The organism is Streptomyces sp. NPDC091280 (assembly GCF_044768565.1).
In the GTDB taxonomy this organism is placed as follows: Bacteria; Actinomycetota; Actinomycetes; order Streptomycetales; family Streptomycetaceae; genus Streptomyces.
This window is the reverse complement of sequence record NZ_JBIVUZ010000017.1, coordinates 103,598-118,692: the sequence shown is the minus strand read 5'-3', so window position 1 is coordinate 118,692 and position 15,095 is coordinate 103,598. Positions and strand designations below refer to the sequence as shown.

At 70.6% G+C, this 15,095-nt stretch carries 13 protein-coding genes; 9 read left to right on the top strand and 4 right to left on the bottom strand.

The features are described from left to right. Nucleotides 1–40: 40 nt before the first annotated feature. Together ACIQPR_RS41060 and ACIQPR_RS41055 are read right to left on the bottom strand one after the other, a co-directional pair. Nucleotides 41–1,429 (bottom strand): M16 family metallopeptidase, encoded by a 1,389-nt coding sequence (locus ACIQPR_RS41060; RefSeq protein WP_403659931.1) that lies wholly within the window; start codon nt 1,427–1,429, stop codon nt 41–43. Continuing rightward, nucleotides 1,426–2,799, bottom strand: a complete 1,374-nt coding sequence (locus ACIQPR_RS41055; protein WP_403660288.1) for a M16 family metallopeptidase — start codon at nt 2,797–2,799, stop codon at nt 1,426–1,428. The genes ACIQPR_RS41060 and ACIQPR_RS41055 overlap by 4 nt, the downstream gene beginning before the upstream one ends. 333 nt (nt 2,800–3,132) lie before the next feature. Between ACIQPR_RS41055 and ACIQPR_RS41050 the strand changes: the two genes are divergently transcribed. Beyond that, nucleotides 3,133–5,589, top strand: a complete 2,457-nt coding sequence (locus ACIQPR_RS41050) for a DNA topoisomerase (ATP-hydrolyzing) subunit A (protein ID WP_403659928.1) — start codon at nt 3,133–3,135, stop codon at nt 5,587–5,589. Between the two features lie 18 nt (nt 5,590–5,607). Here ACIQPR_RS41050 and ACIQPR_RS41045 read toward each other — a convergent pair whose 3' ends face one another. Further along, on the bottom strand, nt 5,608–6,741 hold the full coding sequence (locus tag ACIQPR_RS41045) for a CobW family GTP-binding protein (RefSeq protein ID WP_403659925.1): 1,134 nt from the start codon (nt 6,739–6,741) through the stop codon (nt 5,608–5,610). Between the two features lie 323 nt (nt 6,742–7,064). Here ACIQPR_RS41045 and ACIQPR_RS41040 point away from each other — a divergent pair, with 323 nt between their 5' ends. From ACIQPR_RS41040 to ACIQPR_RS41030, 3 genes are all read left to right on the top strand, one after another. Further along, on the top strand, nt 7,065–7,622 hold the full coding sequence (locus ACIQPR_RS41040) for a DUF6082 family protein (RefSeq protein WP_403659922.1): 558 nt from the start codon (nt 7,065–7,067) through the stop codon (nt 7,620–7,622). A 264-nt stretch (nt 7,623–7,886) separates the two neighbouring features. Further along, a complete protein-coding gene (locus ACIQPR_RS41035) occupies nt 7,887–8,126 on the top strand; it encodes a hypothetical protein (RefSeq protein WP_403659919.1) in 240 nt (79 codons plus the stop codon). Nucleotides 8,127–8,213: 87 nt separating this feature from the next. Further along, nucleotides 8,214–8,453 (top strand): hypothetical protein, encoded by a 240-nt coding sequence (locus ACIQPR_RS41030; protein WP_403659916.1) that lies wholly within the window; start codon nt 8,214–8,216, stop codon nt 8,451–8,453. Between the two features lie 80 nt (nt 8,454–8,533). On the opposite strand, the gene ACIQPR_RS41025 is transcribed toward ACIQPR_RS41030, so the two are convergent. Beyond that, nucleotides 8,534–9,700 carry a citrate synthase gene (locus ACIQPR_RS41025; RefSeq protein WP_403659913.1) on the bottom strand — a complete coding sequence of 389 codons (1,167 nt, stop codon included), beginning with the start codon at nt 9,698–9,700 and terminating at the stop codon, nt 8,534–8,536. Between the two features lie 98 nt (nt 9,701–9,798). Here ACIQPR_RS41025 and ACIQPR_RS41020 point away from each other — a divergent pair, with 98 nt between their 5' ends. The 5 genes from ACIQPR_RS41020 (at nt 9,799) to ACIQPR_RS41000 (ending at nt 15,084) form a co-directional block, all read left to right on the top strand. Next, nucleotides 9,799–11,055: a citrate/2-methylcitrate synthase gene (locus ACIQPR_RS41020; protein ID WP_403659910.1), complete on the top strand. Its 1,257-nt coding sequence runs from the start codon at nt 9,799–9,801 to the stop codon at nt 11,053–11,055. A 54-nt stretch (nt 11,056–11,109) separates the two neighbouring features. After that, nucleotides 11,110–12,048, top strand: coding sequence for a sucrase ferredoxin (locus tag ACIQPR_RS41015; protein ID WP_403659907.1), 939 nt, complete (start codon nt 11,110–11,112; stop codon nt 12,046–12,048). A 220-nt stretch (nt 12,049–12,268) separates the two neighbouring features. Next, a complete protein-coding gene (locus ACIQPR_RS41010) occupies nt 12,269–12,544 on the top strand; it encodes a hypothetical protein (protein WP_403659904.1) in 276 nt (91 codons plus the stop codon). A 207-nt stretch (nt 12,545–12,751) separates the two neighbouring features. Next, nucleotides 12,752–14,407: an ATP-binding protein gene (locus ACIQPR_RS41005; RefSeq protein WP_403659901.1), complete on the top strand. Its 1,656-nt coding sequence runs from the start codon at nt 12,752–12,754 to the stop codon at nt 14,405–14,407. After that, nucleotides 14,404–15,084 carry a response regulator gene (locus ACIQPR_RS41000; protein ID WP_403659898.1) on the top strand — a complete coding sequence of 227 codons (681 nt, stop codon included), beginning with the start codon at nt 14,404–14,406 and terminating at the stop codon, nt 15,082–15,084. Before ACIQPR_RS41005 ends, ACIQPR_RS41000 begins: the two co-directional genes overlap by 4 nt. The last annotated feature ends 11 nt before the right edge of the window (nt 15,085–15,095 follow it).

Below are 15,095 nucleotides of genomic sequence, written 5' to 3'. Positions count from 1 at the left end.
CGTCACCGGGGCTCCCCACGCGCGCGTGCCGCTACGGCGACTACTCCGCCGGAACGACGGTCACTTGGCCGATGCCGAGAGCCTCGACGGGCTCCTTGATCTGCTCGGCGTCGCCGACGAGGATCGTCACCAGACGGTCCACCGGGAAGGCGTTGACGACCGCCGCGGTGGCCTCCACGGTGCCGGTCGCGGCGAGCTGCCGGTACAGCGTCGCCTGGTAGTCGTCGGGCAGGTACTGCTCGACCTGGTCGGCCAGGGTGCTCGCCACGGCCGCGGCGGTCTCGTACTTGAGCGGCGCCACCCCGACGAGGTTCTGTACGGCGATGTCCCGCTCGGCGTCGGTGAGGCCGCCCTCGGCGAGCTTGCGGAGCACCGTCCACAGGTCGTCCAGGGCGGGACCCGTGTTCGGGGTGTCCACGGAGCCGCTGATGGCGAGCATCGCGATGCCGGTGCCGTCGGGTGCGGATCGCAGCACCTGGCCGAACGAGCGCACACCGTAGGTGTAGCCCTTCTCCTCGCGCAGGACGCGGTCCAGGCGGGAGGTGAGGGTGCCGCCGAGGCAGTACGTGCCGAGCACCTGGGCCGCCCACACGCGGTCGTGCCGGTCGGCTCCGACCCGCCCGATGAGCAGCTGCGTCTGGACGGCGCCGGGCCGGTGCACGATGACGACCCGCCCGGTGTCGTCGGCGGTCACCGACGGCACGGGACGCGGCTCGGCGGTGGAGCCGGTCCACGCGCCCAGGGTGTCGGCGAGCAGGGCGTCCAGGTCGATGCCGGTGAGGTCGCCGACGACCACGACGGTGGCGGTCGCGGGGCGGACGTGCCGGTCGTAGAAGGCGCGGACGGACGCCGAGTCGATCTTCTCGACGGTGTCCTCGGTGCCCTGGCGCGGGCGCGACATGCGCGAGGTCGCCGGGAACAGCTCCTTGGAGAGCTCCTTGGCGGCGCGGCGGGACGGGTTGGCCGTCTCGTGCGGGATCTCGTCGAGGCGGTTGCGGACCAGCCGTTCGACTTCGCTGTCGGCGAAGGCGGGTGCCCTGAGGGCGTCCGCCAGCAGGCCGAGGCCCTTGGCCAGGCGCGAGGCCGGGACCTCCAGGCTCAGCCGGATGCCCGGGTGGTCGGCGTGCGCGTCGAGGGTGGCGCCGGAGCGCTCCAGCTCGGCGGCGAACTCCTCGGCGGAGTGCTTGTCGGTGCCTTCGGAGAAGGCGCGCGCGGTGATCGTGGCGACACCGTCCAGGCCGGCCGGTTCGGCGTCCAGGGGCGCGTCGAGGAGCACCTCGACGGCGACGACCTGCTGGCCGGGGCGGTGGCAGCGCAGCACGGTCAGGCCGTTGCCGAGCGTTCCGCGCTCGGGCGCCGGGAAGGCCCACGGCCGGGCCTCGCCCGCCTGGGGCTGCGGGTGGAATTCCATCGTGGCGAGCTCGGTCACTTCGCCGTCTCCTCGTTCTCGTCGCCGGCCTCGGCCGCTGCTTCGTCGTCGGTGTCGTCGCCGGCGTCCTCGTCCGCGACCGGCTCGTAGACGAGCACCGCGCGGTTGTCGGGCCGCAGGCGCGCCTTGGCGACCTCCTGGACCTCCTCCGCCGTGACGTCCAGGACGCGCTGTACGGCGGTCAGGGCGAGCTGCGGGTCGCCGAACAGGACGGCGTAGCGGCACAGTTCGTCCGCGCGGCCCGCGACCGTGCCGAGCCGGTCCAGCCACTCGCGCTCCAACTGGGCCTGGGCGCGCTCCATTTCCTCGGCCGTGGGGCCCTCCGCGGCGAACCGGGCGAGTTCCTCGTCGATGGCGGCCTCGATGACGGGCACCTCGACGTCACCGGACGTCTTGACGTCCAGCCACCCCAGGGAGGGCGCTCCGGCCAGCCGCAGCAGCCCGAAGCCGGCCGCGACGGCCGTACGGTCGCGTCGTACGAGGCGGTTGTAGAGGAGCGAGGACTCGCCGCCGCCGAGGATGGTGAGGGCGAGGTCGGCCGCGTCGGACGCGCGGGTGCCGTCCTCGGGGAGCCGGTAGGCGCACATCAGGGCGCGCGACGGGACCTCTTCCTCGACGATCTCGCGCAGTTCGCCGCCCATGGTGTCGGGCAGCGCGCCGTCACGGGGCGCGGGCTTGCCGTCGTGCGAGGCGATGGACCCGAAGTACTTCTCGATCCAGGCGAGCGTCTGCTCGGGGTCGATGTCGCCGACCACGGACAGGACGGCGTTGTTGGGCGCGTAGTAGGTGCGGAAGAACGCGCGCGCGTCCTCCAGGGTGGCCGCGTCCAGGTCCGCCATCGAGCCGATGGGCGTGTGGTGGTAAGGGTGGCCCTCCGGGTAGGCGAGGGCGGTCAGCTTCTCGAACGCCGTCCCGTAGGGCACGTTGTCGTAGCGCTGACGGCGTTCGTTCTTGACGACGTCCCGCTGGTTCTCCATGGACTCGTCGTCCAGGGCGGCCAACAGGGAGCCCATGCGGTCGGCTTCGAGCCAGAGGGCGAGCTCCAACTGGTGCGTGGGCATGGTCTCGAAGTAGTTGGTGCGCTCGAAACTGGTGGTGCCGTTGAGCGAACCGCCCGCTCCCTGCACCAGTTCGAAGTGGCCGTTGCCCTTCACCTGTCCGGAGCCCTGGAACATCAGGTGCTCGAAGAGGTGAGCCAGGCCGGTACGGCCCTTGACCTCGTGGCGCGAACCGACGTCGTACCAGAGGCACACCGCCGCGACCGGGGTCAGGTGGTCCTCGGAGAGGACCACGCGCAGACCGTTGGCCAAGCGGTGTTCGGTCGCTGTCAGACCGCCGGACCCTGCCTCGGCGGTGGCCGTGTGACCCATGGGCATGTACGTCCCTTCGATCGCGGATTCTCTGGCTGGAACCGCAGAAATCCTGCTCGTCCCGCCACTGTATGCAAGCGTGCGGACCCTCGGCGAAGTTCCCGGCGGACGTACGCCGAGAGCGAGATCGCGTAGCCTGCGGGCTGTCGCACACGTGGACCCACGCGGCCGTCGTCGGTGACGGAGCCGAGCGGCCGACGCCGGGTCCTGGTCCGCGTTGTCAGTGCCGCGGTCCACAATGGTTCACGTCAAGACCCCGTTCACGCTTCAGCAAGAGTGAGCCGAAGGGGAGCGACCCCCAGGCGAGCGACCAGAAAAGAGGAGCCGGCAGCGATGGCCCGCCGCAGCACGAAGACCCCGCCGCCCGACGACTCGTTCGAGGAGCGGATCCTCGACATCGACGTCGTCGACGAGATGCAGGGCTCCTACCTTGAGTACGCGTACTCGGTCATCTACTCCCGGGCCCTGCCGGACGCCCGGGACGGCCTGAAGCCGGTCCACCGACGCATCGTCTACCAGATGGACGAGATGGGCCTGCGCCCCGACCGCGGCTTCGTGAAGTGCGCACGTGTCGTCGGCGAGGTCATGGGCAAGCTGCACCCGCACGGCGACGCGTCGATCTACGACGCCCTGGTGCGCATGGCGCAGCCCTTCTCCATGCGCGTCCCGCTGGCCGACGGCCACGGCAACTTCGGCTCGCTGGGCAACGACGACCCGCCCGCCGCGATGCGGTACACCGAGTGCCGGCCGTCCGAGGCCGCGAACCTGATGACCGAGTCGATCGACGAGGACACGGTCGACTTCGCCCCGAACTACGACGGCCAGGAGCAGGAGCCGGTGGCCCTGCCCGCCGCCTTCCCGAACCTCCTGGTGAACGGCTCGTCGGGCATCGCCGTCGGCATGGCCACCAACATGCCGCCGCACAACCTGGGCGAAGTCATCGCGGCGGCCCGCCACTTGATCCGCTATCCGAACGCGGACCTGGACACCCTGATGCGGCACGTCCCCGGCCCCGACCTGCCGACGGGCGGCCGGATCGTCGGCCTGAGCGGCATCCGGGACGCGTACGAGACGGGCCGCGGCACCTTCAAGATCCGGGCCACGGTCACCGTGGACAACGTGACGGCGCGCCGCAAGGGCCTCGTCGTCACCGAACTGCCCTTCTCCGTGGGCCCGGAGAAGGTGATCTCCAAGATCAAGGACCTGGTCGGCGCGAAGAAGCTCCAGGGCATCGCCGACGTCAAGGACCTCACCGACCGCGCGCACGGCCTGCGCCTGGTCATCGAGATCAAGAACGGCTTCGTGCCGGAAGCGGTCCTGGAACAGCTCTACAAACTGACGCCGATGGAGGAGTCCTTCGGCATCAACAACGTCGCCCTGGTGGACGGCCAGCCCCTCACGCTGGGCCTCAAGGAGCTCCTGGAGGTCTATCTCGACCACCGCTTCGACGTCGTGCGGCGCCGCAGCGAGTTCCGCCGCACCAAGCGGCGCGACCGCCTCCACCTCGTGGAGGGCCTGCTCACCGCGCTCGTCGACATCGACGAGGTCATCCGGATCATCCGCTCCAGCGACAACTCCGCGCAGGCGAAGCAGAACCTGATGGAGCGCTTCTCGCTGTCGGACATCCAGACGCAGTACATCCTGGACACGCCGCTGCGCCGGCTCACCCGCTTCGACCGGATCGAGCTGGAGTCGGAGATGGAGCGGCTCACCGCGGAGATCGCCGAGCTGTCCCGCATCCTGGAGTCGGACACCGAGCTGCGCAAGCTGGTCTCGACCGAACTCGCCGCGGTGGCCAAGAAGTTCGGCACCGACCGGCGTACGGTCCTGCTGGAGTCGGCGGGCGTCCCGGCCGACGCGGTGCCGCTCCAGGTGGCCGACGACCCGTGCCGGGTGCTGCTCTCCTCGACGGGCCTGCTGGCCCGTACGGCGAACGGCGAGCCCTTCCCGGAGGACGCCGAGGCGCGGCGCGTCAAGCACGACGTGATCGTCTCCGCGGTCCCGGCCACGGCGCGCGGCGAGCTGGGCGCGGTCACCTCGACCGGCCGGCTGCTGCGCATCAACGTCGTCGACCTCCCGCAGCTCCCGGAGACGGCGTCCGCGCCGAACCTCTCCGGCGGCGCGGCGGTCACGGAGTTCGTCTCCCTGGAGGAGGGCGAGACGGTCGTCTGCCTGACGACTCTGGACGAGTCCTCCCCGGGTCTGGCCATCGGCACGGAACAGGGCGTCGTCAAGCGCGTGGTCCCCGACTACCCCACGAACAAGGAGGAGTTGGAGGTCATCACGCTCAAGGACGGTGACCGGATCGTCGGCGCGATCGAACTGCGCACCGGCGAGGAGGACCTCGTCTTCATCACGGACGACGCCCAACTCCTGCGCTACCAGGCCTCCCAGGTGCGTCCCCAGGGCCGCCCGGCGGGCGGTATGGCGGGCATCAAGCTGACCGACGGCGCGAAGGTCATCTCGTTCACGGCCGTCGACCCGGCCGTGGACGCGGTCGTGTTCACGGTCGCGGGCTCGCGCGGCACACTGGACGACTCCGTCCAGACGACGGCCAAGCTGACCCCGTTCGACCAGTACCCCCGCAAGGGCCGCGCCACCGGCGGCGTCCGCTGCCAGCGCTTCCTGAAGGGCGAGGACTGCCTGTCCCTGGCCTGGGCCGGTGCCGTACCGGCGAAGGCCGCGCAACGGGACGGCACCCCGGCCGAACTCCCGGAGATGGACCCGCGCCGCGACGGTTCGGGCGTGTCCCTGCCGAAGACGGTGTCGGTGGTGGCGGGCCCGGTGTAGCCCGCCGCCCACCCGGGCCTACGGCCCAGACTCCGGCTCCGGCTCGAACTCCGGTTCCTGGTCCGGTTCCTGTACGTACCGCAGGACGCCCCACATGCCGTGCTCGTCGGCGTGTGGGGCGTCGTCGTCGCGGCACGACTCCAACTCCTTGCCGAGCGCGGCCGGTTCGATCCCGCTGCCGATCAGCACGAGCTGCGTCAGCCGGGCGTCCCCGTGCGCCCAGGGCTCGGGATAGAAGCGCAGGAAGCGTCCTACGGCGTGCACGGCGTAGCGGTTGCGGGGATCGTGGGTGCCGAAATCGACGTACCCCTTGATCCGGTAGAGGCCCTCGGGCCTGCTGTCCAGGAATCCCATCAGCGCGCGCGGGTCCATGGGCACCTCGGAGACGAAGGAGAGGCTGTCGTAGGCGGTGTGCAGATGGTCCGCGTGCTCGTGGTCGTGCTCGTCGCCGTCGTGCACGTGCAGGTCGTCGAAGGTGAGCTGCCCGACGCGCTCCTCGCCGGGCCGGCAGTCGAAGAAGAACTCCGGGTCGATCCGGCCGTAGGTGGCGGGTACGACGGCGGCCCGGTCGGTGAGGGAGCGGACGAGTCCGAGGACGCGCGGGGCGTCGACCGCGCGGTCGAGCTTGTTGACGACGACCAGGTCGGCGAGGGCGAGGTGCCGGTCGATCTCGGGGTGCTTGGCCCGGGTGTCGTCGAACTCGGCGGCGTCGACGACCTCGACGAGTCCGCCGTAGACGATCCCCGGGTGTTCGCTGGCGAGCAGCATGCGGACGAGTTCCTGGGGTTCGGCCAGTCCGCTGGCCTCGATGACGATGACGTCGATGCCGGTGGAGGGGTGGGCGAGCCGCTCCAGGTAGACGTCGAGTTCGCTGGCGTCGACGGCGCAGCACAGGCATCCGTTGCCGAGCGAGACGGTCGAGTCGCCGAGGGCGCCCGCGACGGCCAGCGCGTCGATCTCGATCGCCCCGAAGTCGTTGACGATCGCGCCGATCCGGCTGCCTCCGCTGCGGTGGAGGAGGTGGTTGAGCAGGGTCGTCTTTCCGGAGCCGAGGAATCCGGCGAGTACGACGACGGGGATCTGCGGGGGACTCGCGACCGGCGCCCCGTCGCCGCTCGGGCTCGGGTGTGCGCTCGGGTTCTGCTGGCTCAACGTGCGACCTCTTTCACGCCGACGCGTGCACCGGATCGCGGTCGGGTGCACGTACGGAGGTTGAATGCCGCCCCAGGATACGAGCCGGGAGAATCGCCGCGAAGTGAACGATTGTTAGCACTTGTCGCGGGGCAGACGTTGGGGAAGGCGCCGGTTCGTGCGACCCTCGCTTCCCTCCGTGCGCCTCCTCTCCGCCTCCCTGCCGATCAGAGCCGCTCGGCACTCTGGGAGACGGCAAGCGCCGCCCATCGCTCGCCGGTCCCCATCAGTCGACCCGCACCCCGACGACCGGCGGACGGCCGCCTGATTCGGGGGTTGTTGACATGGCCAAACGGAAAGCTCGGCTTCGGAGGCTCAGGGCCGTCGCCTCGGTGGGCGCCGGACTGGCGGCGGGCGCAGCCGTCGCCCTGGCTTCCCAGCGGCCCGCACTGCGTTCCTTACGCACGCGGATCGAACATCTGGAGGAGTCCGCCCAGACACAGCGTCAGACGAACTTCGCGCACCAGCAGCGCCTGCACTGGGAGTTGCTCAGCAAGGCCATGGACGATCCGGATCTGGCCGAGGTGCTGGACGCCTACAACGGGACCGTCCCGCCGAGGAAGCAGCGCCAATTCCTCTTCGCCAACGCCCTGTACACCAATGCTCTCTGCTACTACCGCATGGGCAACATGACCCGGGAGGAGTTCTTCGGCATCGCCCGGAGCATGTTGCAGAATCCGGTCTTCCGTGAGTACTGGCATGCGACCCACCCGCATCGGGCGACGCTGATCGACGCGTCCGAGGAGGCCAAACTCGGACGTATGGTCGACGATCTCCTGGTCCAGTTGGAGGAAACGGACATCGACGAGTGGTGGGTGGTCGGAGAACCTCCACCGGAGTAGCGCGAGCGGGCGCCCGGCGCGAACCGCCACCCGCGCGCCACCCTTGAGAGCGCATCACGCGGTTGGGCGATAACAAACCCGTAAACCGGTGCGTTTGCCCAGGTGCCAACAAGGTTGACTACTGCGCATCCTGCGGAACGGGTCGATCCCCGCCGAACCGCCCTCCATGCCGCCCGGGTGCCGAGGCCGCGGCCCTACCGGGCCGTATCGCACCGAGCGGCACCGGCGCGCACCAGCCTCTAGACCAAAAGGAAAACCAGAACAGTGAGCCAGATCATCCGTCGGATTGGTACCCCGCCGAGCGCGAGGGGAAGCGCCACAGGTGCCAATTGCCCCGATATCTTCGAGCTGTCCGACGGAAGGTTCGCGGTCATCGGCACGGACGTCACCGACGAGTTCGACGCCCAACTCCCCGCCGATGCCTCGAGAGCGGACTACGAACGCATTGTCGTGGTCACTCGCGAGACCCTTATCCATGCCAAGGGCGACATTCCTGACGCATAGTCGGCGGGGACCATTCACCCCGCACACCCCAACATTCAGTCAGCCTGTGTTCATTGACCTCAAGGTCACAGTCTGAAAGGCCCCGCAATGGTGGCAATCGTACGGCGGATCGGTGATTCACCCGGAGCCCGTGGCAGCACGACGGGTCAGACCTGTCCCGACATTTTCGAACTCAGTGACGGCAACTACGCGGTCATCGGAACCGAAGCCACGGCAGAACTGGACGCCGAACTCCCCGCCGATGCCTCCAGAGCCGACTACGAACGCATCGTGATCATCAGCCGGGAGACGCTCGTCCGCGCCCGTAAGGACATTCCGCGCGACTGACCTCACGGACGGCCGCCCGGCGCGTACCGGCACGGAGGCGGGTTCGGCACCGATCGTGGCGCCGGGCCCGCCTCCGTGTGTCATCCGGCCGGCGGCACCGCCACCGGCGCCTCCGCCCCCACATACCGAGCCACCGGCCGGATGATCTTCGAGTCCTCCGCCTGCTCCACCACGTTCGCGCCCCAGCCCACCACCCGCGCGGCGGCGAACGTGGGCGTGAACATCTCCCTTGGCAGCCCGCAGAGTTCCATGACCAGCCCCGCGTAGAACTCGACGTTGGTGTGCAGCTCACGGCCCGGCTTGAGTTCGGCGAGGATCGCCTCCACCTGCCGCTCCACCTCGACCGCGAACTCGACCCGTGCGCCGCCGAACTGCTGGGCCACCTCGCGCAGCATCCGGGAGCGCGGGTCCTCCGTGCGGTAGATCGCGTGGCCGAAGCCCATGATGCGGTCGCCGGCGAGGACGCGTTCACGGATCCAGGGGTCGATACGGTCCGGGGTGCCGATCGCGTCCAGGGTGTCCAGGGCGCGACTGGGCGCACCGCCGTGCAGCGGACCCGAGAGCGCTCCTACGGCGCCCACCAGGCAGGCCGCCACGTCGGCGCCCGTCGACGCGATGACGCGCGCGGTGAAGGTTGACGCGTTGAATCCGTGGTCAATGGTTGAGATCAAGTATTGCTCGATCGCCCTGGCCTGCTGCTTGTCCGGCTCCGAACCGGTCAACATGTACAGGTAGTTGGCCGCGTAGGGGAGGTCCTCGCGCGGCTCCACCGGGTCGAGCCCGCGCCCCAGCCGGTACAGCGCGGTGAGCAGGGTCGGCACGGCGGCCGAGGCCACCAGGGTGTCCCTGCGACGGGCGTCCGCGTCGATGTCGTAGACCGGCCGGAATCCCTTCGCCGCGCCGAGCAGCGACAGTGCCGTACGCATGCCGGCGAGTGGGCCGGACGTCCCGCTCGCCGCCGCCACGGCGGGCAGTGCGGTCCGTACCTCCTCGGGCAGCCGGCGCAGCGCCGCGGTCTCGGCGGAGAAGGCGGCGCCCTGTTCGACGTCGGGCAGTTCGCCGTGGGCCAGGAGGTGCCAGACGTCCTCGAAGCCGCGGGTCCGGGCGAGCTCGACGGCGGAGTACTGACGGTAGTGGTAAAAGCCCTCGGTCCCCCGGACGTCACCGATTCGGGTGTCTGTGACGACGACGCCCGCGAGTCCCCGCGGGACCTCGATGCGAGTGGCTGCGGCCCTGTTGATGGACATGTTTCCTCCCTGGACTTGATTCAAATGTCCATGGTTGACTCAATCGCTGTCAATATTGATTGAATCAATACATTGCAAGGATGGATACGGTGACCTCCATGCGCGATCAAGAACCCGCCCCCGGTCACCCCGAGCGACGGCTGAGCACCAAGGAGACCGCCGAGCTGCTCGGCGTGAAACCCGAGACCGTGTACGCGTACGTGAGTCGCGGGCAGCTGGGGAGCCGGCGCGAGCCCGGCGGCCGGGGCAGCACCTTCGACGCCAAGGAGGTGGAGGCGCTCGCCCGGCGCAACAAGCGGGAGAGCAGCGGGAGTTCGGGCTCGGGGGGCGAGCTGTCCGTCCGGACCCGGATCACGCTCATCGAGAAGGACCGGTACTTCTTCAGGGGCGTCGACGCGGTCGAGCTGGCGGCGCGCCACTCCTACGAGGAGATCGCCGAGTGGCTGTGGACCGGGGAGTTGCGCCCCGGGATCACGTTCACCGCCCCCAAGGCGAGCGTCACCGTCGCCCGCCGCGCCGTGGACGCACTGCCCGAACACACCGGCCCCACCGACCGGTTGCGGGTCGCGGCCGTCGCGGCGGCCACCGCGGACCCACTGCGCTTCGACCTGTCCGAGGAGGCCGTGCTCGGCACGGCACGCACGCTCATCCCCACCCTCGTCGCCGCCCTGCCGCCGGTGCGGCGCACCCATCGCGAGGAGGGCCCGCTCGCCCACCGCCTGTGGGCACGACTGAGCGGACGGGCGGCCGACGAGGCGTCACTGCGCGCCCTGGACACGGCACTTGGCCTGCTCGTCGACCACGACCTGGCCGCGTCGACCCTCGCGGTACGGGTCGCCGCCTCGGCCCGCGCGCACGCCTACGCGGCCGTCTCCTCCGGTCTGGGCGTCCTCGAAGGCCCCCTGCACGGCGCGGCCAGCGGTCTGGCGCACCGGATGCTGCTCGACGTGCTCGATCAGGGCAGCGCCGCCCCGGTGGTCGCCGACGAACTCCGGGCAGGCCGCCGCGTTCCCGGACTCGGCCACCGGCTCTACCCGGGCGAGGACCCACGCGCGCGTGCCCTGTTCGCACTCCTGGAGGACGTCCCCGGCGCCGGGCCCGCGCTCGCCGCCGCCCGGGACATCGTCGCCACCACGGCCCGGCACGCCCCGCTGCACGCCAATGTCGACCTGGCGCTCGCCGTGCTGACGGTCTCCTCCGGGATGCCCTCCACCGCGGGCGAGACGATCTTCGCGGTCGCCCGTACGGCGGGCTGGATCGCGCACGCCCTGGAGGAGTACGGGGAGCGCCCGCTGCGGATGCGCCCCAGCGGTCACTACGTAGGCCCGAAGCCGCCTCGACCACTACCGGAGTAGGACACGGGCGCGGCCGGAAGTCGCCCCGGGGCAAGTCAGGTTAGGCTCACCTCTGTGAGTACGTGCGCGACCGTCTCTCGGGACCTCGACGAGCCCATTTCCGGAACCGCGGCCACGGCGACGACCTGGCTGCTGCTGGAACAGCCCGGTCCTTGGGGTGCCAAAGCGCTCACTTCGAGCCACCTGGACCCCGTACTGGGGCGTGCCCTGGAGGCGGCGGCCTCCGACACTGGCGTACGGATCGCGCTCATCCGGCGTCCCGGGCGGCACGCCGACCCGGCGGCCTCACCGGTGCGCCAGGTGTACGCGGCCCACACCGTCCCCGGAAACGCGTGGCTGCACAGCGCCACGACGACCGACCCGCGGCACCTGCTCGGCCTCGACTTCGGGGCCCTGGGCGCGGGCGACCCGCGCTCGTTCGGCGCGGCGCTCGGCGGGCGGGCCCACAGCGGCGATCCGCTCGCGCTCGTCTGCACCAACGGCAAGCGCGACCGCTGCTGCGCGCTCCTGGGCCGTCCCCTCGCGGCCGAACTGGCGGCCTCCGGGGTCGAGGGCGCCTGGGAGGTCACCCATCTGGGCGGCCACCGCTTCTCGCCCACGGTGCTCGTCCTGCCGTACGGCTACGCGTACGGGCGGGTCGGGGCCCACAGCGTCAAGGAGATCCTGCACGGCGCCCAGGAGGGCCGTGTGGTCGTCGAGGGCTGCCGGGGAGCCTCGGCCTGGCAGCGGCCCGGACAGGCGGCGGAACTGGCTGTGCGGACGGCGACGCGCGAGTACGCGGCGGAGGCGCTGAGCGTCGTACGGACGGACGGCGGCGCGCCCCGCTGGGAAGTGACCGTCGCGCACGCCGACGGCCGCCACTGGCGCGTGATCGTCGCCCAGGGCGCGTCGCTGCCGCCCCGGCCGGAGAGCTGCGGAGCCTCGGTTCTGGGCGCGCCGGCCCGGATGGACGTGGTGGCCGTGCGTGAGTTGTCGACGGCGCTGTCGAACTGAGGCGATCCACTCCGGCGCAGTTCCTGGGGCAATTGGTCATCGGGCTCAGATCTAGCTCAAGTCGATTGAACGCCTGATCACCGGTGACTAGCTTCGATGTCGTTCGCACAAGGAAACCCGGCTTTCGGCGACAGAACGCGCGACGGCCGGGCAATACCAGGGTGTGCGCGCCGGAAAGTTCATCGTGTCGGCCTGGGTCCAGGGACACCGCGGAAAGCACGTGTTCCTTTCCGGCATCGCCTACTACAGCGCCGGTGGGGGCAGCGATCCGCGCTGCCACCCGCATGTCGAGATCACGTACAAGAACAACGCCGGGGCCGCCTCCCACACCTGGGGCAAGAAGCAGAGCAACGGCTCGTTCGAGGCGGCGGTGGCGGCCAAGTCGTACAAGTCGGTCTACTACACCGAGATGTGGGTCGCGAACAACAGCGGCAAAACGATCAAAGGCACCTACATCATGGTGAACCCCAAGGGCAAGGTCCTCGCCAAGGGATAGGGATTCCGGACGGCGGGCGGGATCGAATTTCCTCGTGCCCACCTCGATGAGCCCGGAGGACGAAATGGATGGGGAAATCGCACTCATTTCCTGTGGCAATCCCGACCGAATCCCGCCCGCCCTCCACAGCCGCGTACTCGGGTTCGTCACGAGATCCGTGCCACACCTCTGGGGGCGACCGCCGTCCGCCCACGTACCGTCGTGGGCATGAGTTCCACTCCTCCCGCGCGCCGTCGGCGCCTCGGGCTGCCCAGGCGGGCGTTCTCGCAGGTGCTGCTCATGCAGGTCGCGATCGCCGCGGGAGTCGCGGTGCTCGCGACCGGACTCTTCCTGGCACCGCTGAGCAAGCAGCTGGACCATGAGGCGATGCGCCGCGCGCTGGCGATCGCTGAGACCACCGCGCAGAACCCGCAGATCGCCGAAGGCGTCCAGAACACCCGGCCGACCAGGAACGGACCGGTGCAGCGGGAGGCCGAGCTGATCCGGCACGCCACCGGGGCCGAGTACATCGTGGTCATGAACAGGCAGTGGGTGCGCTGGTCGCATCCCACGCCCGGGGAGATCGGCCGCCGGGTCTCCACCGACCCGAGCGACGCCCTGGCCGGCAAGGAGGTCATGGAGATCGACAAGGGCACCCTGGGCCGCTCGGCCCGCGGCAAGGTACCCCTGTACGACGCCGACCACCGGATCATCGGGGCCGTCTCGGTCGGAATCGCCTACGACAGCGTGCGCGCCCGGCTCCTGAGCGCGATCCCTGGGTTGTTCGCCTACGCGGGCGGTGCCCTCGCGGTCGGCGCGCTGGCCGCCTGGCTGATCTCCCGAAGGGTGCAACGGCAGACCCGCGACCTGGCCTTCTCGGACATCTCGGCGCTTCTCTCGGAGCGCGAGGCGATGCTGCACGGCATCCGCGAGGGAGTCGTGGCGCTCGACCGCGGCGGCCGTATCCGCCTGCTGAACGACGAGGCCCGCAGACTGCTGGGCATCGGTGACGAGGCCGTCGGCCGGTCTCCCGACGAGGCGCTCGGTGAGGGCCGTACGACCGACGTGCTGGCCGGCCGGGTGACCGGCACCGATCTGCTCACCGTGCGCGGCCAGCGGGTCCTGGTCGCCAACCGCATGCCCACCGACGACGGCGGCGCGGTGGCCACCCTGCGCGACCGCACCGAACTGGAGCAGCTCGGCCGGGAGTTGGACTCGACGCACGGTCTGATCGACGCCCTGCGCGCCCAGGACCACGAGCACGCCAACCGGATGCACACCCTGCTCGGCCTGCTGGAACTGGAGATGTACGACGACGCCGCGGAGTTCGTCGGCGAGGTGGTCGGCGATCATCGGGTCACCGCCGAGCAGGTGACGGAGAAGATCCAGGACCCGCTGCTGGCCGCCCTGTTGGTCGGCAAGGCGACCGTCGCGGCCGAACGCGGGGTCGCGCTGTGGGTGGCGGACCGCACCCGGCTGCCGGACCGGGTGATCGATCCCAGGGGCCTGGTGACGGTCGTGGGGAACCTGGTGGACAACGCGCTGGACGCGGTCGCGGGCACCGCGCACGCGCGCGTGGAGGTCGAGTTGCGCGCCGAGGGACGCGCGATCGTGCTCGGGGTGCGCGACACCGGACCCGGGATCTCGGCGGACCGGCGGGAGTTGGTCTTCACCGAGGGGTGGTCCACCAAGAAGCCGCCCGCCCACGGCAAGCGGGGACTGGGGCTATCCCTGGTGCGCCGGTTCGCCGAACGACAGGGCGGCAGCGCCACCGTGGACGAGGCGGACGGCGGGGGCGCGCAGTTCACGGTCGTACTCCCCGAGGCGCTCACCGAGCCGGAGCCGGAACTGGTGCTCGCCCCGGCCGACGAGGAGTCACGATGATCGAGGTCCTGGTCGTCGACGACGACACCCGGGTGGCCCGCGTCAACGCCGCCTACGTCGGGAAGGTGCCGGGCTTCCACGTGGCCGGCGAGGCCCACAACGCGGCCGACGCGCTGCGCCAGTTGGAGACGCTGCCCCGCCTCGACCTGGTCCTCATGGACCACTATCTGCCCGACGACACGGGGCTCGCGGTCGTCCAGGAGATGCGCAGGCGGGGCCACCAGACGGACGTGATCATGGTGACGGCGGCCCGTGACGTGACGACCGTGCAGGCCGCGATGCGGCAGGGGGCGTTGCAGTACCTGGTGAAGCCGTTCGCCTTCGCGGGCCTGCGGGCCAAGCTGGAGGCGTACGCCGAACTGCGCCGCACCCTCGACGGCGGCGGCGAGGCCGAACAGGCCGAGGTGGACCGCATCTTCGGCGCCCTGTCCGCGCCGTCGGAGCCCGGGCTGCCCAAAGGGCACTCCCCCACCACCGCGGAACTCGTGCGCCAGTCCCTGATGCACGCCCAAGGCCCCCTGTCCGCCCAGGAGATCGCCGACCGCACCGGGGTGAGCCGGCAGACCGCCCAGCGCTATCTGAAGCTCCTGGAGCGCACCGGAAGGGCCAGGCTGACGCTCAAATACGGCGACGCGGGCCGCCCCGAACACCGGTATGTGTGGGCGACCCGCGCCTGACCGCGCTCACG